This window comes from Methanosarcina sp. 1.H.T.1A.1 (genome assembly GCF_000979295.1).
In the GTDB taxonomy this organism is placed as follows: Archaea; Halobacteriota; Methanosarcinia; order Methanosarcinales; family Methanosarcinaceae; genus Methanosarcina.
In genome coordinates this window covers 1-19,359 of sequence record NZ_JJQY01000141.1, presented here as the reverse complement: position 1 = coordinate 19,359, position 19,359 = coordinate 1, and the positions used below count along the sequence as shown (strand labels likewise).

Annotated in this window: 18 protein-coding genes and 1 pseudogene; 7 read left to right on the top strand and 12 right to left on the bottom strand. The window is 39.9% G+C overall.

Annotation, left to right across the window (positions count from 1 at the left end):
* The first annotated feature begins 489 nt into the window (after positions 1 to 489).
* Positions 490 to 777: a hypothetical protein gene (locus tag EO95_RS14010; RefSeq protein WP_048135603.1), complete on the top strand. Its 288-nt coding sequence runs from the start codon at positions 490 to 492 to the stop codon at positions 775 to 777.
* A gap of 230 nt (positions 778 to 1,007) precedes the next feature.
* Here the strand turns inward: EO95_RS14010 and EO95_RS14005 are convergent, their stop codons facing one another.
* The 3 genes from EO95_RS14005 to EO95_RS13995 form a co-directional block, all read right to left on the bottom strand.
* The gene (locus EO95_RS14005) at positions 1,008 to 1,988 is read right to left on the bottom strand and encodes a hypothetical protein (RefSeq protein ID WP_048135601.1); all 981 of its coding nucleotides are present in this window, start codon (positions 1,986 to 1,988) and stop codon (positions 1,008 to 1,010) included.
* A gap of 312 nt (positions 1,989 to 2,300) precedes the next feature.
* Entirely contained in the window at positions 2,301 to 2,489 is a 189-nt protein-coding gene (locus tag EO95_RS14000) for a DUF3006 domain-containing protein (RefSeq protein ID WP_048135598.1), read from the bottom strand.
* Positions 2,490 to 2,503: 14 nt separating this feature from the next.
* Positions 2,504 to 3,010, bottom strand: coding sequence for a lamin tail domain-containing protein (locus EO95_RS13995; protein ID WP_048135596.1), 507 nt, complete (start codon positions 3,008 to 3,010; stop codon positions 2,504 to 2,506).
* 125 nt (positions 3,011 to 3,135) lie between these two features.
* On the opposite strand from EO95_RS13995, the gene EO95_RS13990 reads away from it, so the two are divergent.
* Complete coding sequence (locus tag EO95_RS13990) at positions 3,136 to 4,947, top strand: HEAT repeat domain-containing protein (RefSeq protein WP_052733596.1); 1,812 nt, start codon at positions 3,136 to 3,138, stop codon at positions 4,945 to 4,947.
* 1,034 nt (positions 4,948 to 5,981) lie between these two features.
* Here EO95_RS13990 and EO95_RS13985 read toward each other — a convergent pair.
* The 4 genes from EO95_RS13985 to EO95_RS13970 form a co-directional block, all read right to left on the bottom strand.
* Positions 5,982 to 6,218: a hypothetical protein gene (locus tag EO95_RS13985; protein WP_048135594.1), complete on the bottom strand. Its 237-nt coding sequence runs from the start codon at positions 6,216 to 6,218 to the stop codon at positions 5,982 to 5,984.
* Positions 6,219 to 6,261: 43 nt separating this feature from the next.
* On the bottom strand, positions 6,262 to 7,167 hold the full coding sequence (locus tag EO95_RS13980) for a PGF-pre-PGF domain-containing protein (protein WP_235283033.1): 906 nt from the start codon (positions 7,165 to 7,167) through the stop codon (positions 6,262 to 6,264).
* A gap of 661 nt (positions 7,168 to 7,828) precedes the next feature.
* Positions 7,829 to 8,098: a hypothetical protein gene (locus tag EO95_RS13975; protein ID WP_048135592.1), complete on the bottom strand. Its 270-nt coding sequence runs from the start codon at positions 8,096 to 8,098 to the stop codon at positions 7,829 to 7,831.
* Between the two features lie 316 nt (positions 8,099 to 8,414).
* Positions 8,415 to 10,622 (bottom strand): phage/plasmid primase, P4 family, encoded by a 2,208-nt coding sequence (locus EO95_RS13970; protein ID WP_048135590.1) that lies wholly within the window; start codon positions 10,620 to 10,622, stop codon positions 8,415 to 8,417.
* Between the two features lie 773 nt (positions 10,623 to 11,395).
* On the opposite strand from EO95_RS13970, the gene EO95_RS13965 reads away from it, so the two are divergent.
* Both EO95_RS13965 and EO95_RS13960 read left to right on the top strand, forming a co-directional pair.
* A complete protein-coding gene (locus EO95_RS13965) occupies positions 11,396 to 12,250 on the top strand; it encodes a MerR family transcriptional regulator (RefSeq protein WP_048135588.1) in 855 nt (284 codons plus the stop codon).
* Positions 12,251 to 13,030: 780 nt separating this feature from the next.
* Positions 13,031 to 14,503, top strand: coding sequence for a PKD domain-containing protein (locus EO95_RS13960; RefSeq protein WP_235283031.1), 1,473 nt, complete (start codon positions 13,031 to 13,033; stop codon positions 14,501 to 14,503).
* Here EO95_RS13960 and EO95_RS13955 read toward each other — a convergent pair.
* Positions 14,481 to 14,801 carry a hypothetical protein gene (locus tag EO95_RS13955; RefSeq protein WP_048135587.1) on the bottom strand — a complete coding sequence of 107 codons (321 nt, stop codon included), beginning with the start codon at positions 14,799 to 14,801 and terminating at the stop codon, positions 14,481 to 14,483. The two genes, EO95_RS13960 and EO95_RS13955, sit on opposite strands and share 23 nt — an antisense overlap.
* Before the next feature lie 78 nt (positions 14,802 to 14,879).
* Between EO95_RS13955 and EO95_RS16820 the strand changes: the two genes are divergently transcribed.
* From EO95_RS16820 to EO95_RS13935, 3 genes are all read left to right on the top strand, one after another.
* Positions 14,880 to 15,830, top strand: a complete 951-nt coding sequence (locus EO95_RS16820) for a cache domain-containing protein (protein ID WP_052733595.1) — start codon at positions 14,880 to 14,882, stop codon at positions 15,828 to 15,830.
* 110 nt (positions 15,831 to 15,940) lie between these two features.
* Positions 15,941 to 16,372: a nucleoside deaminase gene (locus EO95_RS13940; protein ID WP_048135585.1), complete on the top strand. Its 432-nt coding sequence runs from the start codon at positions 15,941 to 15,943 to the stop codon at positions 16,370 to 16,372.
* A gap of 192 nt (positions 16,373 to 16,564) precedes the next feature.
* Entirely contained in the window at positions 16,565 to 17,368 is an 804-nt protein-coding gene (locus EO95_RS13935) for a class I SAM-dependent methyltransferase (RefSeq protein WP_200895053.1), read from the top strand.
* Between the two features lie 83 nt (positions 17,369 to 17,451).
* Here the strand turns inward: EO95_RS13935 and EO95_RS13930 are convergent, their stop codons facing one another.
* From EO95_RS13930 to EO95_RS13915, 4 genes and pseudogenes are all read right to left on the bottom strand, one after another.
* The gene (locus EO95_RS13930) at positions 17,452 to 17,745 is read right to left on the bottom strand and encodes an ArsR family transcriptional regulator (RefSeq protein WP_048135646.1); all 294 of its coding nucleotides are present in this window, start codon (positions 17,743 to 17,745) and stop codon (positions 17,452 to 17,454) included.
* A 75-nt stretch (positions 17,746 to 17,820) separates the two neighbouring features.
* On the bottom strand, positions 17,821 to 18,036 hold the full coding sequence (locus EO95_RS13925) for a hypothetical protein (RefSeq protein WP_048135583.1): 216 nt from the start codon (positions 18,034 to 18,036) through the stop codon (positions 17,821 to 17,823).
* Positions 18,037 to 18,296: 260 nt separating this feature from the next.
* A complete protein-coding gene (locus tag EO95_RS13920) occupies positions 18,297 to 18,773 on the bottom strand; it encodes a PepSY domain-containing protein (protein WP_048135644.1) in 477 nt (158 codons plus the stop codon).
* Positions 18,774 to 18,913: 140 nt separating this feature from the next.
* A pseudogene (locus EO95_RS13915) lies at positions 18,914 to 19,359 on the bottom strand (hypothetical protein); the annotation flags it as partial.

The following is a 19,359-nucleotide window of genomic DNA, read 5'->3' as shown; positions in this document are numbered from 1 at the left end:
TCACCTCGTTTTTCGGAGGAAATTGACAATAACGCTAGAACTTTTGTTGTTGATATATTTTTGAGCATCTATCACTTTGTCCTTATCTGCAAGCCCCCATCTAAACTTGAGAAACTTTTTAGTTCATATCTCTAGCCCAAGCAAGTTCAATGAAATAATTACCTAGCTAACAGTTTCAAACCGTTTTCCTACAGCAGTAGAATCTAATATTTGTTTATACCAATTGCCTAGAAACTCCATGAGCTTCTATTTGTAAAACTTAGTGCATAGAAAAGAGCTGATCTGAAACATGTGCTGCAAGCGTGGAAATACCTTTTTGCGACATAACAGCTTACTTACAATGCTATTAATAAAGACCTTCCCTGCAGACCATGCTTTCGCAAGTTAGACCATCTTCAGGGAAGTGTATCCTGGAGGTGCTTTTGCACAACATCCACGCTTCTTTTATTGAAGGGAAACAATTTATACTATTCTGTTTAACAGTTGGCTATGGCAGAAACAACGTATTTTAAAAAGAATAATACTTATGCTCCTGAATATGGTCAACTTATAATATGCCCTCAATGCTCCTGTGAAGAAACTCATATGCTTCCTCCTGAAGTTAAAGGCGGTCATGACAATCATGAAGCCTGGCAGGGTAGAGGTTCAGCAATTTTCATCCCAATGTACTGCGAGAATGGTCATGCCTGGGATCTCCGTATAGGATTCCATAAAGGACAATGCTTCATGGACGTTGAGAATGTCAGAAATGAATGGAGAAATGATGGCATGAGATAACTTTTATAATTAATTGTTTCATTTTTAGTGTTGCAACACTTGGAATGATCAGTCTCAATGGTCATTCTCGCAATTGCTGCACGTTGAGCAGCTGTGTCATGCTCAATACCGAACTCTTTCTGGCGTTCTGATAGGCTACATCTGCTAACACTTCAGCAGGTGGTTCTTCAGTTAGAGGTTATTCCGATGGAATAAACAGTTCATTATCAAACGTATAGTTTACTATATGATCATTTCTTTACATGAATAATGCGACTGTAGAGCTCTTTATCCATGCCTCTTATAAAGGGAGGGATCCAAATTGACTGTCCTCTCTTATTCCTGAATCGTGGACTTCGTAAATGCCGCCAGTGACCTCTAACTATTACAGCATCCTGATCTTTTGCTGCATGTTTCCGTTTCTCTTTGGCATATTCCTGAGTATATCGCCTTAAATTTCCAAAAAGCCTGATAACAGAAAATCTTTTATCTCGCTCAGTTAAGGCCTTTACATCTTCTGTAGGTTTATATTGTGGGATTAACCTGATATCTCTATCAGGATTCACTAAATTATCTAAATCAACATTAGTTGTTATCAGGTTGGAAACGTTTGCGGCATAGATCATAGCCTTTTTCATTACAGTAAAAACTTCTTTATCTATGTCAGAATTCGGATCAAATATTTCGTCTAAATCTGACATTATTATCTGAATTTTCTCTGTAGAATAGTAAACATACAGGAAACTCATTGCAGGTATTTCACCGTTAACGTCAGGATGATTTCTTACTTTATCAACCATCTTTTTTGCTTCTTTAGGGCTTAATCCCGCCTGCAAAAAAGTTTGATAGGAAACTTGGTTCATGTCCTCAACGACTATACCCATGATATAGCCTTTATGAGCCTTAAATCTCTTATTTATGAACAATTTTGGAAAAGGAACCTTAATGTTATTGACATCTGGATTTGTGTCTTCAATCAAAACTTCTACTGCAGGGTCAATATTGAGTATTGGATACTTATCCAGAGCGTCTATACCGCTAAATAACATCGTCATAAAGCCGCGCATTTTAAGGTCATCATCATACGTTGTCCCACGTTCTTTATAGTAATTATCTATGGAACCATGGTAAGCTTTAAAAAGTATATAGACCCAATCATAAGGGTCATATTCATCTACTGTTTGCAGTACCCCATCTGGAATATATTCATTAACTAACGTGATATAAGGCATGTTTACTCCTGTTGCTATGCCTTTTTAGGAATGATAAAAATATAACTTCAAATTTTCAGTTTGAGAATTGCTCTATAGTTCCGTTTCCCCAAATAATCAGTCTTGGCAACAAAAATCCTTGATACTATATCAATCATTCCTTAAATGGCTTTTGCAACTCCTTACTATATCCAGTTAAAGATCTAACTCTTGTGAATTTAGTTTTTGACAGGCGTCTCTGAAATAATATTTTCGTCATTGAGATCATCCATTTTAATGTCAAGTTTCCACAATGCTGTATCATAGTTGCAACCGGGAGATTATGGAAGTGCCTTATCTCGTTCTTCGATTCTTACTCTTAAGCTTCTCAAGCAAACTCGATACCCTTTCCTTCGCAGCTTCTGTCTCTTGAACATCCCTGTCAATGGTAATATCCAGGATATCACCTTCCTTGCTTCCAGAAGGCAGTAAAAAGAGAGGGATGCCGATTTTAACTGATTCTTCATCCCTTACAAGCAGCACTGCAGTACCTTCTTCTACTCTGTCAAGACTAACCTTGAAGCTCTTTTTGAGACCAGTTTTCCACTATCATCATAGAGGTATACAGTGTCATCATAATTCAATATAGGATCATCCAATTGCCAATAAAGTTCAATCTCTGAGTCTGTACCTTTTCCAGTATATACAGTTACAGTTGATCCTGCATTCAAGGTGTAAGAAGGAAACGTATAGGTATGTTTACTGCCTTCATCCTCAATTTTCCAACCAGCCAAGGAAACAGGAGAAGACCCGATGTTTGATATCTGTATCCACTCTTCCTGAAGGTTTAGATCGGTTACATAAATACCTGATTCGGTAGAACTTGTCGTTTCCGACTCTTCAGTTGGCGGAACCGTTGTGGAAGGTTCTGTGGGTTGTTCAGCTACCTGTGTTTCTTCTGTAGGTGCTGTTTCTGAAGGAGTGTCTGTTGAATCTGTGCATCCGGCTGTACTGAGTATCAGGGATAGGCAGATGATAATTCCAATAATCTGTGAGGGTTTCATGATAATAGAAATGTAGTATACATATTAGAAATTTGCATTGAGCTGATCTTAAAATCTCTTTTTTTCGTATCAAAAAGAAATAGTTATAATTGTTAATATGTATAGGAATTTTTGGTGTCGGGTAGTTGATAGATCAAGAGTTAATGAACCGAGAGTTAATACAAGAGAGAATTCATAAGTTACGATGCAGCGATGATCCAAAAGAACGTATCAAAGCGCTAGAACAACTAAGAAGTAATTTTCCATTACTGCCTGATAAAGAAAAAGCTGGAAACGATTTACATAAACTAGCAAAAGACGATAACAGTGATGTTAGACGGCCTGCAACCCTTATTCTTAGCGAACTTTTTCATTATATTCCAGATAAACAAACTGCATGGAAAGACTTGCATAACCGGACTAAGGACATAGATAACGATGTAAGATGGATGGCAACTTTTGCTATTGGTCCGATTTATTCTGAAGTTCCAAATCAACAACAAGCATGGAACGATTTACATAAACTGACTTATGATAAAAACAATGGTATAAGAGGAATGGCAGCAAAATCACTCCGATCTGCATTTCCTCATATATCTAATAAGGAAGAAGTATGGAATGACTTGCATAGACTGACTCACGATGAAGACGGAATTGTGAGGGGAGTTGCAGCTAAATCTCTTCGATCTGCATTTCCTTACATATCAGATAAGGAAAGTATGTGGAATGATCTACATAGACTGAGTGTCGATGAGGACTATAGTGTGAGATTAGGTGTGACCAGTACTCTTGGATCTTCTTACTCTCACATACCAGATAAAGAAACGGCATTGGGAGACCTATATAAGTTAGCTAATGATGAGAAACGGGCAGTTCAATCCGCAGCATATCATTCTCTTGGAAAAATTTCTGTATTCAAGGCATCCCAAGCTGAAAATGAAGAAGAATACAGAAAAGAACTAGAAAATGCTATCGAGTTTTTTGAGAAAGCATCACAGGAATCTATCTCTTCAAGCTCATCACAGTTTTGTCTTCCTTTTTACCGTTCTTTCCATACAATTCTTTTCAATAAAAATGAAGCAAAAGAAGAAGTAAATAAGTATCTGGCAGAAGCTAAGGGTGCTATCAATGGTTCAAGGAGCAAAGAACAGCTTTTAAAAGTTGTCGAGAAACTTGCTAATGCATTAGAAAAAGTCCAGAATTTGGAATACATGGATCTGGAATCAAAGAAATCTAAACTAAACTCTTACAGAGAAAAATGCGAACATGCAGATGACTTGTTTAAAGAAACCGAACAAACATCTCCGTTCGCAACAGAGGTTCTGAGAAAAGGGCTTCCCATTCTTGACAGAAACCTAAAAGAGCTTATCGAAGAGATTCAAAATAAAGCAAAGATCGCATGTCAGGTCTCTCAAGACACTCCAGCACAAGAAATCGCATGTGCTGTCAATCAAGAAGTCAAAAGTTGGGAAATTGGCAGTCAAGAGGAAATGGGCTGGTATGTCGCAACCATCGTTATGGCTCTTAATTCAAAAATTCCTCATGCTCCGGAAAACGAAGAAGTCCTTTATATGATTGAATCCATGAAATATGAAAAGGACCTTGCAAAGCAGTATAGAACTCTGTCTACTGTTATTGGGTTAATTCCAACTGTAAATGTAGTTCCAGAAAAGACTGTTAAGGAAGGATTCAAAGATCTCCAAAGAGGTATTAGTAAGATTGAGGGAAAGCTTGAGGAAATGACTGTTTCCCTGAAACCAGGGCCTCGTGGAGAACTTGTTATTTCCAAGGGACTTAATATTGCAGGTTCGGGGGCTCAACTTGTAACTACAATTCCTTTAGCAGAAATGAAGTATCCTGAAATGCATGTGGATCTTGAAAAAATAAAAGGTGAGGCTACAAAATTATCTGAACTTCCAGCAAGGTTCATCGATAAAATCAAAGGTTATCTTCCTTAATATAAAGCTGGAAACTTCTGGCTTGTATCCTGTATCAGCCCCCCCCAGTGAAATTCAGAAATTAAAAATTTCTATAACGGCATCCTGGAGAGTTGTTTTCGTAAAAAATCCATGCACCAGTTGTGGTGCCAAAAGTGTTTCAGATTTGTTGTACATTAATCATTAAAATCACCGTTTTACGAGGCTTTAGCCGAGTATTTTAGTGCGGCAACTTATCTAATCTTGGAGTCACCATTTCAAAAATTACCCGAGAAATAGATGTTAGTTTGAAATCAAACCAATATTGTTATACATTAATGCTATTCATACTAAATTTCTTTCTCAGAACGGAAACATTTACAAAATTATGCAACAGTTACATATATAGGGACTTACATCTAGATGTCTATGACTATGACAGTAGGCTCTGACATTTAGATATGCATTGAAACATGTCTACAACTGCAGGGCCTACTAGACAGGCCAACAAGTCCAGCATGACTTAACATGCAAGACTACGAACTTTTTCTGAGTGGGAAGATTCTCTTCCCAAGTTAAGTGTAACCCATCTTTTTATTATAAGCGTTCAACAAATTTGTCGCTGTAACAAAATGTTGCCCGCCAGAATCAGTGAAAGTCTTAGCTAATTTGAATGTGCTTATAGTTGTATCAGTATCACTTTATTATACGCATCAACTGCCCCGATTATAAACCTTGACCCCGTATTAATGTCCGATCATATTTAGTGGTTCAGCTCAGGGGAAACACTACAGCTGTTGCTGCGTTCTGAAGTATTCAGATATGTTGATGTATTGCTTTCAGATCTTAGGATGGCCCTGCAAGTTCAATCCTTGTTTCATCACCTTTTGGGCGATTCTACTCAAAATATGCGGAAAGTTTATAACCTATTAGTGAATATAGAAGTCTGTGACTATGACGGTATAACACTATCAACATTCTAAGAAATGTTAATTAGCGCGATAAAAGGCTATCTATACAGCCAGAGCCGCCTTAACATGAATTAACATTCCTAACATGCAAGACTATGCTCTTTTTTAATCTGAAAAATCATAGGCATCGATAAGACTTATCATCCACGGAATGCCTGATACCAGGAAAAAGAACATTCCTGCATCGGCATGTACGGTGCTCATTCCTATTGCCATAAATATTAAAACTGACCAAATGAAGTAGAATATAAAGAATTTAAGCAATTTCCCTTTATATAACTGTCCGAGTCCTGGTACAAAGAATGAAAGTACGGCTGGCAGATGTGTAGTTTTATTTTCCATGGTTATCACTCTCTGAATAATAAATTAAAGAAAAGAAGGGAGATTAATCCCCTTCAAGCAGTGCAATAATAACTTCTAAAAGTTTTATAATTACATTCTTTGTTGGTTTATCTATCTCTTCTGTAGCGTTCACTGTTCCTGAATCGGTCTGTTTCAACACCTTGTCCACAGTCACCGTTTTACTTGTAATTGCAAATGTGGAATACTCGGATACCTCGGCATTGAAATAGATGAACTGAGAGTCCTCTCCGGTGATAGTCACAGGAACTTCAACCCATTTTCCACCTTCATACATGTTCAGGATGATTGCAGACCCATCCAGGTTATTTTCTATAAGCCAGGTCTTTTCAACTTTAAAGTCTACGGCTGCATCTTCAATGTTACTATTTACTTCGGCATTGTCTAGCCATATGTTGAATGATGTGTAGACATTACCTGCCGGGAGTGTTTCTAAACATTCATCATCATCCTTTATATCCTGGACAATAACCTTTGTCTCGCCGGAATCTTTTGAGACGAAGTTAATGTTGTTGACAACTGTACTTTCTGTGAATGCAACATTAGTGCTCTGACTATTATCTACATTCACATTAGTCGTTTCTACGGTCTGGATGATTGTCTGAGAATTATCCGAGTATTTATACGAATTGTCAATTTCCTGGGTACTGTTTTCCAGAATTGTAGTCTCGATGACCATTGTGTCATCATCGGAGTTGTCAATATTTGTTATATCATCATCACTTGAATATATATTTGTGTTGTCAATATCAGTGTTGTCTTCTTCATATATAACAGACCCACCGGCTTCGATGATGTCATCTGCATCCTCCACTACCAGTGTATGATCTTCAGTGTCTATATTAGTCTCTTCGTAATCTATTTCGGTTATAATGGTAGAATTGTCAACTGAAGGTTCAGCTGCCACAATGCCGGTACCAGTGCCTGCCATTAATATTAAAAAGGCAAGCAATAAAGCTATAAATCTATTTTTTAATTCCCACACAGAAAAACACCTACACGAAATAATTTTTAATGCCTTCATCTCAACAATGATCAAAAGAAGTAGGCTTTAGGCTTCCATACGATTTATTGATCTGAGCTTGGCATCAATAGAGAAGTCAAACACTAATTTTAAGATCGTTGATGTATATATGGAAGACTATTATAAAAATGAGCAATCTTATTTAATTATATCTAATTGGTTTTATTATATTAACCAGTTTATATATATAATCAAGGACTCAAAAATACTTATTGGACCTTAAACGTGTGGCTTGTAATATACAACTGGAATTGGAGACGCAAAAAAGGTTAATGTTTCGTCAACGGTAAGCCTGGAATCTAATCTCGCATGTTATGCCGAGGATTACACCAGAACTGTCCATTAGTGAATACAACATGTACCTCTGTGTATAAATGTGCACATTCACTACACTTATAGAAATCTTGTACGCTTATTGTAGAATATGGTATGCTTGTTACTGTTGGAATTTAGGGGTCTGTATCCTGTATCAGCCCCCCCCCAGTGAAATTCAGAAATTAAAAATTTCTATAACGGCATCCTGGAGAGTTGTTTTCGTAAAAAGAAGTGAGTCGGTATTGGGAAGGTCCTAGTACGACTCGCCTCTGAATACATGCCTATTTTCCTCTGACAGGGCTGCTACTATTTGTTTATTTTTATATTCTTTTATGGTCATGCCGTGATATTTCAGCATGCCTGGAAATTGTTCAGCAATTCTTACACGATATGTTTTCTCACACGTGCATTCCTGTTCAGGATCATCTTCATGAACGGACCTATCAGGATATTCAGGATCAAGAGGGCAATTATTAACACTACAGCTTGAAAATCGATTACATTTTTTAAAAGGAGAAGTCATTTATTACCACCGTTTTTACGGATAATTAAGTATTAAATTTGAAAACAGACCTTAGACAAGATTATTGCATAGACGATAAAAATGCGTCTACTGCCTTTGATTATATTGTTTCGTCTGAGCGTCCTACCTTTTGCTCTTTTCTTATTTACACAGGTTGGTGGGGGGCATATAATATTTCTTTTATTATATATTCACATAGACATCTCAGACGCCCCCCACCAACCTGTGGCATCTAATAGCGATTTAAGCCGTCCAAGATAAGCAATTGTATCCCAGACAGAACTTAGGCAGCCTAGCAGATTATATCTTTAGGACTTTACACAGATTTCACGGATACTCCTTCCCAGTAGTACTTTCTATCCCCAATTGATTCCCTTATTGTCTGATACCCTAGTTTAATGAACCTCTTTCCAAATTCGACATTTGACTCTGGCTTTTCCCCATTCTTTTTACACCAATTGACATAAGCGTCATACACTACAGCTTTTAGGGTATCTTCTGTACTCATTTGCACACATTCTTCAGCAAAGGTAGCAACTGAGTCACTTTTAAGCCGATACATTCGTTCAACTTCTTCTATGGTTTTGTGATAGGAGAACTCCCCATTTTCCAGCAATCCATTCAGAGCTATAATTACCTTATACAGCAGTCCAGAAAGCTCCTTTTCCGTTGTAAGCTTCTTGACCAAATTTTTGTCTGCACTTTTTCCTTCAAATTTATTAGGAAACTCAATTAGTATCCACCTGCGATAGTAAGCATATCCAGCATTTTTCACTGGAGGCAGGTCATTGGCAGAGAATATTAACCTTGCAGTATTGTAATAATAAAATGCTTGCTGACCTTTCTTTTCTCCTCGGATTTGCGTCTCATTTCCGGTCAGTGTTTTAAATGCAGAACTGTCATACACTTCAGATCCAGCTATGTCTGGACAAACATTCAACAACTTTCCATAGAGGTTTGCTGCAGAGAATCTGTCTTTCTCCAACTTCTGTAAGCTTTCTCCTGAAGTATTTTTAATTCCAATGAATTCTGTAAGAAGATTGAGAAATGCACTCTTCCCATTTGATCCAGAACCTAGGAGCATAACTGCTTTCTGCATGCTATTATCTGGAATCATCGAATAACCAATCCACTCCAGCAGCATTGGAATATATTCTTCAGAGACTACTTGTGATAGAAACTTATCTATCATCGGGCACTCTGCGCTTTCATCATACTCTACAGGTATCTGTACAGTTGACAGCAAACTCGGTGTATGTGGTTTAAATTTGTCCTCATTAAGGTCATAGAGGCCGTTCTTTAAGTTGATGATATGCCTTTCTTTATCAACCAAAGCACGGTTGGTTAAAGTCTCAACCTTAATGAACGACAAAGTTTCATCTCTACGACTCCTTGTGGAATAGTTTCCCAATTTTGCTTGGGCTACTTTTATTATGAGGTTTTCTCCTCCAAGCCGATAGACTCCGTTTTCATAGCAATATATTTCTTTACTGTCATCGAAAGTAAGGAAATTATATTTCGTCATTATTTCATCTGCTAGTGATTTAGCAATAAATCGCCCCTCAGTAAAGTACTTCCGATATGGATCTTCATTTATCCCCTCAAGTGCCTTGTTTATTGTCCTCTCCTTGTAATCCGCACGACCCCATTTTTCGCTATAAAGTCCAGATCCTGTAAATAATCTGTCAATTTGACTTTTCTCCTGGGTATAGGCTGCAAACATACTGCACAGAGCAAGGTCTCCTTCACTTTGCGAGGGGTATTCGAGCACATCCCAGTTTCCACCGTAGAGGATATTGAAACGATCAGCATTTTTTCCACGCTTACACTTCTCTAAAACCTCAAAGTCAGAAACTCCAGATTTTGCACCTCTTTCAGGTTTACATGCCTGTTTATCTGCTGATGTTTTATTTTTACTTGAATCCCCTACAGGTTCGACCATCCTATCGTATATACGTTTGATTGCTCCCTCTGGTGCTTTATTGACTGTAAATGGTGTATTTTCTACGTGGTTTCCAGTAATCGCAAAGAATCTTTTATATGTATACATTTCTCGATCATTACATTTTTTCCTTGTACCTGGAAGGGTTCCGATGGCAATTGCGTGAAATCCAGTACCGCTTTGAGAAACTTCAGCGTAACTGCATGTGCTAATAACTTCTTCCACAATACATGGATCAAATTCTCCAGTGGTAGAATCCTTAGCGTTGTCCCAGTCAATGCCAATGAAAGGATCTTCTCCGGAAATTACAAACCCGAGTCCTGAGTAAAGGCCTTCGCTCTGTTGATAAGTCTCGAAAGCTTCGTCGAAATTACTCCAAGTTTTAGGGTCTGTATAATCTGCCTTGTAACCGCCTATAGTGTATGGAATCTTTTTTGGCTTTCCTTCAGCTTGTGGTTTAAGCTTCCAGAGCACCCATTGATCATACTCTTTCAATTTTGCTGGAATTTTCTCGGAATTGAAAGGAGCTTGTTCAAAATCAGTACATTCCTCAGTATTTTTTGTTGTGGTTGTTGTGTTCATCTAATCACGTTTTGCAAAATGAGATAGTATAAACTCATCTGTTTTTTGCCATTCAATTATTGTAATGTTTTTCCCAACGGGAAGGGTCCTAATTCACACTTGAACTATGGCCACAGTGCAAATTAAAAAAGAGAACAGGAATTTTTGTCTCTCAGTAATATATATGTTAAGTCAAATTAACCGACCTATATAAAGTTTTTGTATAAGTCGTCTGCGCTGAATCTAAATCCTCTATGTGCCCTCCAGTGATAACTTGGTCAGCATCAAGCCCAGCCTCTTCAAGTTTTGTCGAATATGCATCGAGATTCTTCTGAGCACCGTAGGAGATGGTCAGAACATATTTCTGTTCAGGATTCTCATGTTCGAAGAAAAGAGTGTACTGAGTTTTACAGTTGATCTTCTGGCTATTCTCATCATGAAGCCATATCTGTATTTACAGCCGTCACAAGGACATTCATCCTTGTAACTGCTTTCCACGGTCTTTTCTATTACGCAATCAAAGGATCTGCGACCTTTTGCCTTCGGATGAAAAGCTGCCTGTCATATTTTTTTGAAGTAATGAGTACTTCCCACAGCAAGAGGTGCTCTACCTTGAATAAAGTCTTATACGCTTGTCATACCTTACTTAACAAAGTATTACGATCCTAGCAGCTCTGCAATTTTCGCTTCAACCAATTTGCAGATTTTTACTTTAATAATAAAGTTTCATTAAACTGCGGCAATCGAGTAATACAATTTTGTTTTATAAGCGATATATTGCCCAAAAGCTCTAAATACTAATCGATCAGATCCCAATCGGTAAATTTTCCCTTATGACCCGCCTCTCCCAGAAAGCTCTCAGGCTCTATGACAGGAAAGGGCTGCTCGTTCCGGAAGTAAAAGATTCCTTTACAGGTTACCGTTACTATACGGTTCCCCAGATCGAGCAGGGAATGAAAATCAAGACCTTTACTTTCCTGGGATTTTCCCTTGAGGAAATTTCCATGCTTCTGGACGCAGAAAGCGCAGGAAATTATGAGTTTATTGAGACCTGTTTCAGGAAGAGACTCGATGAGGTCCGGCTGGAGGTTGGGAAGTTGCAGAATATCGAGGGCATTTTGCAGGGCGCCTGCAAACATAGTGGAAAAGTTATGGAGATATTCAAAATGTCAGTTACAGAACCCGTTATCAAAGAGATTCCCGAACTGCGAGTACTGAGCAAGCGTGAAAAAGGGAACTTTGTAGAAACTATAGGAAGGCTAATCAGTGAAATCTGTGCATGCGTCAGCAGCCCTGAAAACCAGCGGAACCACGTAAAAACTACAGGCCCTATTATGTTCCTCTGCCACGACGAGGAATACAAAGAAACAGGAGCGGATATAGAGATTGCACTCCCGGTTACAGGAAGGGTCTCGGTGGAAGATCCTAAAATGGAAATAAAGACACTGCCGGCTATAAGGGCTGTTTCCGTTGTCTATCGGGGTCCATACCACGGAGTTGAAGCAGGCTATAACAAAATCTTCTCCTATACGGAAGAAAATAACCTGGAGACCGTTATGCCGAGCAGGGAACTATACTTTAATGACCCTGCTGAAGTCCCGGAAGAAGAGCTGATGACAGAGGTTCAAATTCAGGTCCGAGAAAAATAATTTATCTGCAGTATAATTCATCTGTAGCATAATTCTTGCGTAGCATAATTCTTGTGCAGCTCCAGACTTCTGGAGCAGTTCTCTTTTTCCCGGAAAAGTGGCTGCGATATATTTTCTTAGCTTTGTTACTTTTAAATGTTTATTCTAAAATATAATTGGTAAAGCAAAATTCAGGTGGTAGCCGCAAATTATTGATCAAAATGACAAGCACTTTCACTTTTTTTGTCTAACTAAAAAAATGTATTATAAGTATCAAAGTTAAGAAAAAGAGAATATTCGGGGGGACATAAAGACCACTCCCCTGACAATGTATACAGTTAGATTATCCATATTAGGATTTATCGAATAGACATTATTCAAGACTATGAGAGCATTTAACATCTATTTTAATTGAATTCATGTACAATATTTTTGCTTATTTTTGTTTAAAGTTGAAAGTTGTATGAAAAATAAATTCGTTTTAGATATTTATATAGGAACTTGACGATATAATCTAAGGCTTTTATTATTATAGAATCCGTATTTATATTTCTATAATTATTATATTTATTTAAATAATAGTATCTCTCTGATACAATTTGAAATAACTTTCACTGGCCATACAAAATAAGTATAAAATTTTGCCAATAATATCTTTTTTTAGAAATTAATTTGGATAATTGATTGGTAAAATAAATTGATTGGTAAAATAATATTTACCCAGCAAATCTGTCGAAGGGAGTGGCTCAAAGAACCAGTTCAAAATTGTATCAAATTAAGCAAGAGTCTGGGGGGTATACAATGGGAAAACAAACATATGGCAGAACACAAAAGATACTTTGTGTTTTCACATTAATATTTGCAATATCAGCGATATCCATGGCAGTAAGCGCAGCGAATGGAGAAACACCAGAAGATAACATAACAATACCGGAAGATAACGTAACAATACCAGAAGACAACATAACAATACCAGAAGACAACATAACAATACCGGAAGATAACATAACAATACCGGAAGATAACATAACAATACCAGAAGATAACATAACAATACCGGAAGATAACATAACAATACCAGAAGATAACATAACAATACCGGAAGACAACATAACAATACCAGAAGACAACATAACAGTACCAGAAGACAACATAACAATACCAGAAGATAACATAACAATACCAGAAGATAACGTAACAGTACCGGAAATTAACGTAACGGTACCAGAAGTTAACATAACAGTACCGGAAACTAATGAAACTATACCAGTTTCCATAATTCCACCAACAATCGGAACCAGCAACGAGATCACTGTAATTGACGAAACAACAAACACTACATCCAGGGTGGATGTAGGACCCAATACTGGTGGAATTGTAGTCAACCCGAATGGAACAAACGTATATGTGACTGACATAGTCAACAACACTGTCTCTGTAATTAACACGATAAACAACACTGTTGCAGCCACAGTTAATGTTGGACAATATCCTACTGGCGTTGCGGTCAGCCCGGATGGAACAAATGTATATGTTACGAACTCTAACAGCAACACCGTCTCTGTAATTAACACGATAAACAACACTGTTACAGCCACAGTTGATGTTGGAAATTATCCTGCCGGAATTGCAGTCAACCCGAATGGAACAAACGTATATGTGACTAACTTCATCAACAACACTGTCTCTGTAATTAACACGATAAACAACACTGTTACAGCCACAGTTAATGTTGGACAATATCCTACCGGAGTTGAAGTCAGCCCGGATGGAACAAAAGTATATGTTACGAACGCTAACAGCAATACTGTCTCTGTAATTAACACGATAAACAACACTGTTACAGCCACAGTTAACGTTGGACAGTATCCTGCCGGAATTGCAGTTAGCAAGGATGGAACATACATCTATGTGACGAATGTTATCAGCAATACTGTCACTATAATTAACACAATAAACAACACTGTTATAGCCACGGTGACTGCAGGAAGCACTCCTGTTCCCGTTGGGAAATGTGTGTGTCCTCTCCCGATATTAAAACCACGTCCTGTTGCAAACTTCAGCAGCCAGGTCATCCTCATGGTGCAGTTTAAAGACCTCTCGAAAAATGCAACTAAATGGTACTGGGACTTTGGAGACGGAACGACTTCAACAAAGCAGAATCCTCTACACAGATACAAAACCGCAGGAAACTATACAGTTAAACTAACAGCAACCAATAAATACGGTACAAATTCAAAAATTACTACAGTCAATGTATGTACTGGAAAGTAATGGGCAATGGAACAACACCATTTAACGTAACCAGAGAACCAGTATAAGGTAAAGCGACCGGGACACGAAACATATTTTTTAGTGTAATTGCCTGGGAGTGCAGAGGGTCACGGTACCCTGACTTTATGTCGGGGATGAAGTGAACCCTCACCTTTTTTTGTTTTTCTTTAACCTCTAAATCATCGCTTCTTTGTAAAATGAGTTTGTTTTTTGGCACCACGGCCATAATCCTCTGCCACGCCGAGTAATACAAAGAAAACGGTGTGACTATAGAAATTGCACTTTTGGTTTCAGGCATTTGAAAAACCTCACTTTACGTTTATATATTAAAAAAGTTAAAGAGTTAATGATTTTGATTTATTAAAAAGGTGCACCCATGAATCCGTTTAAAAAAACAATCTGTGTTCTTATTTTACTTGCCTGTGTACTGATGCCTACAGGATGCGTTTCAGAGAAACCTGTAGCAGATGAAGAGAACAGCTCACTGGCTGAGGAGGTAACCGGGACAGCCGCCGAAGAACAGGCAGGAAATCTCCGGAACGCCCCCAGTGAAGTTCTGCTCCAGAAAGAGTATATTGCTTCGAAGGTCAGGGATGCTGTTGCCCTTATCGAAGAAAAAGGAGAAGAATCATTCCCCGAATTCAGGCAGCCCGAGAGTGAGTGGTTCAGGGATGACTTTTACATTTTTGTCTGGAAAACTGACGGCATGCGCCTCGTATACCCTCCCAATCTTAGCGGGGAAGGAGAAAACATGAGCGAGCTTCAGGACTCCATGGGAAAACCTATTGGTAAGCTCTTCATTGAAACAGCTCTCAGCGAAGAGGGAGAGGGCTGGGTTTCATACTACTGGCCGAAACCCGGAGAAGTCGAACCGTCCCTCAAATATACCTTCATCAAAGGAGTTTCGCTTAACGGAGAGGACTGCCTTGTGGGCTCAGGGTTCTATGCCGACGACTACATCCTGACAAAAAACCTTGACGAATGTGAGCACTTCAGCCGGGAAGGAAACATTTTCATAAGCAATCTATTTCACCCGGACCTTTATGAAAGGGACGTGTACCTCAATTACAGCATCGCCCATGCCATCATCAGGCCCGGAGAGGCTCTCGCCCCCCACAGGATGAAAAACCCCGAGATCCACTACATCCTGGAAGGAGAAGGAGTAATCTACATTGAAGCCCTGCCTGTCGACCTGAGGCCCGGGCAGATGGTATACATCCCTGCAAATGCAACTCAGTCAACCCTCAATACCGGCAGCATGAACCTGACCTTCCTTGCAATAAACGAGCCGGCCTGGAGAGCGGAAAACGAGGAAATTCTCGAGTGATCCGTTTGAATTTGAAGGACCCATTTGAAGAGCAGAAAGGCTTCAAACCTCTACGCTCTTCTTTCGGATCCGCTCCGACGCAAAAATGAAACAGATAAAGAGGAGTAGCAATGGAAATATTCATGAAAGCTGCAATAGAAGAAGCGAGAACCGGTTTGCTTGAGGGTGGAATCCCCATCGGCTCCGTCCTTGTCAGGAACGGGGAGATTATAGGTAGAGGTCACAACAGGCGTGTCCAGGACGGCGACCCTCTTGCCCATGCCGAAATAGTCTGCCTGAGAAATGCAGGAAGGATCATAAAATATCACGACACGTTGCTGTACTCCACTCTTATGCCCTGCTACCTCTGTGCAGGGGCTGTGGTACAGTTTGGAATAAAAAAGGTAGTTGTCGGGGAGTCCAGGACCTTCGAAGGTGCAAAGGAATTCATGGAAGCCCATGGTGTAGAGGTCATTGACCTGGATCTTCCGGAATGCAGGAAAATGATGGAGGAGTTCATCGGTAAATATCCGGAAATTTGGAACGAGGATATCGGAGAATGAGAAAAAATACGGGATGAGGGGAGAGCGTGGAGTGAGAATACTGTAAGGAATGAGATAAATGCAGAGAGCCGGTATTCCGGGAATTTTGGAATTATCTCAACCAATTGAAGAAGGACTGCATATTGCTAAAGGGAAGTGGATAAGCAGATAAAAGATGGCGATAAAAGATAACAGGTAAATGGGGGTTACGGATTGAAGATTGACTTTTCAACAATTGCCGCCAGGTACGAGGCCCATTCCCTGGTCCAGACGCCTGCGGCGGACCTGCTTTTAGACCTGCTGGAAATAGGGAGCGCTGACGATGTGCTGGACCTGGGGTGCGGGAGCGGGAAACCTACCAGAAAGATCATGGAAATTACCCGGGGGAATGTGGTCGGAATTGACCCTTCCGAAGGGATGATAAAAGAAGCGGTGGAGAAAAGCAGGGGGCTGGACATAAGCTATGAGGTCCAGAGTGCGGAAGAGCTGGACTGCAAAGCCTGCTTTGATGTGATTTTTTGTAATTCCGCCTTCCAGTGGTTCAACGACCCTGAAAAGGCGCTTGACAATTGCTGCCGGGCTCTTAGGAAAGGGGGAAAGATTGGAGTGCAGGCGCCTGCTAAAAATGTATACAGCCCCAACTTCGTAGAAGCGGTTCAAAAGGTAGCAGAAGACCCGAGAACAAAAGAGGTCTTTTCTCACTTTAAAGCCCCCTGGTTTTTTCTTGAGACCGAAGCCGCATACAGGGAATTGTTTGAAAAACACGGCTTTCGGGTGCTTCTGGCAAAAATCGAGGGTGTAACTACAACGCACACGCCAGAAGAAGTCTTTGACATATTTTCAGGGGCAGCGGTCGCGGGATACCTCAACCGGGACTGCTACGATATTAAGATTAACGCCGGGTACGTGGAAACTTTCGGGGAAATCGTAAAAGAAGCCTTTGTCCGTCAGGCCGGTGGACAGGGAAAAGTGAACCTGGTCTTTAACAGGCTCTTTCTTGTGGCACTTAAGGAATGAGAAGGGAGAACACAAAAAAGTAGGGGAAAACGAGCAGGTCCATTGGCCGATTTTTGGCCCTGCTCATCTCACTTTGATCATACTTATTCAAAAATCTTTTTCAGGTCTTCCATAGAGAGGGAGACCTCAAACTCTTTCAACTTGAAAAATTTCTTGGCCCGCATATCGTCATCTTCGAGCCTGAGGTCACTCTCAACAAATCCGGCTTTTTCCAGGCGCTTCAAATGCAGGTTTACGACCTGCCTTGAGAGGTCCAGGTCCTTGGCGAGTTCGTATACATACCTCTCTCTCTCAGCCAGCAGGTAGAGTAGTTTTAGCCTTACAGGATGAGAGAGGGCTTCGCCAATTTCAACTATTTGCTGAAGTGATTTTTCCACCTGGTGCACCCTCACAGATTAATACAATTTCCTGATCGGAAATATTTTCGGAATTCGTTTCAAGCATATTAAGCTTCAGATTTCTTCCAGTTTGGATTTTATATCTTCAACTGTTTTTTTGATTTCTTGAATATCTTTTTCCATTTTAACGAGCCGCTCGTTATCTCTGGAAGCCGTATAGCCGGACCTATTAAGCATCACCATAACTACGCCTACAATGAGAAGGATAATAAGAATGTTCAGGAAAAAGCCCCAGAAAGAGCCATACATGCCGTACCCCATACCGTTCAAAATGTTCACCTCGAGAAAACCAGATTTATTTGTTTTATCTGTTTTGTTATTGTTTTGTTATCGTTTTGTTATTGTTTTGTTATCGTTTTGTTATCGTTTTATTATCCGTTTTTCCTTATTCTATTTATTCTTCCTCATATACTGATCAACCATAAATATAAAAAATACCCGGTAGAGGGGGTCTAATATAAAACTAAAAACCTGAATAATTAACCTGAGGGGTTAAAACAAATAAAAAAAGGATGGTTTATGGTCGGAATTTAGTTGCCATATCCCATACAGTATCCGGATCCACGAGCGTATCCGGATCCACGGGCAAACCTGCCGCCTGTCTGACACCCTGCAGGAACGTCGTATCCGGTAAACACATCACCGGTGACCGCGTCGATTCTTGCCTGCGTGTAGACTCCGTCTTCGTCCTCATAGGAGACAATCCACCAGCGGTTCATCTGATATATGTCGTCTTTGGAGACACCGTCATCAATCTCATCCTTTGCGATTTCAAAAGCCTCATCTATGGTTTCAACTTCAAGTTCTACAGTTTCATCTGCATTGTAGTAAGGGCAAGAAGCGAAGTTGCCTGCACCAGATCCTGTATATCTGGCAGCCCCTCTATGCATGAACCCGGAGCCGTAGTTTGCTCTTGTATCATCGGAAGCAACTGCACTGACAACTGCTGCTCCGAATGTACCTATAAGCAGTGCGGCCAGGAGAATTGCTATTATACTTTTCTTCATTTTTTTCACCTTCAATTTTTGCTTTTTGTTTATATGTGCTTTAAGAATAATTCCCTTCACCATATGTAGTGGTTATACTACATATGTATCCGTAAAATAATATATAGGTTTTGGTCACTACTGCTGGTTTTTCCCGAAATTCAGCGGTACTTCTCATTTAGCCACCCAACAAGCGGTGGGATCCAGCAGAGATTTGCAGCAATGGCCTCAAGGGCGGTATAGGTCTGTGTTGTCGGGCTGAATCCCAGAACCCTTATCCCAAAAAGCCCAACGGGCACAAGCGTGATCACAAAAAGGCTTGCCAGCATAACTGGATGGCGGACATATCTGGAAAACCCGGCCTTCCACGAACCTTCGGCCCGCCGGAGGAAAAGCATGCCTGAGATATTGGCCCCGATCTGATCACTGAGGGCATAGAAGTAGGGGATGTAAAACCCCTCGATACCGTAAACATCGACTCCAGCCAGCCGGCTCCCGAGGTCAATTATCCAGGGGACGGCGATCCCGAAAAACTTACCCCAGCCGTAGGCTTCTGCCATGCTCCTGTCTCTTATACACATCTGACGCTGCCGACGAATAGAGAGGT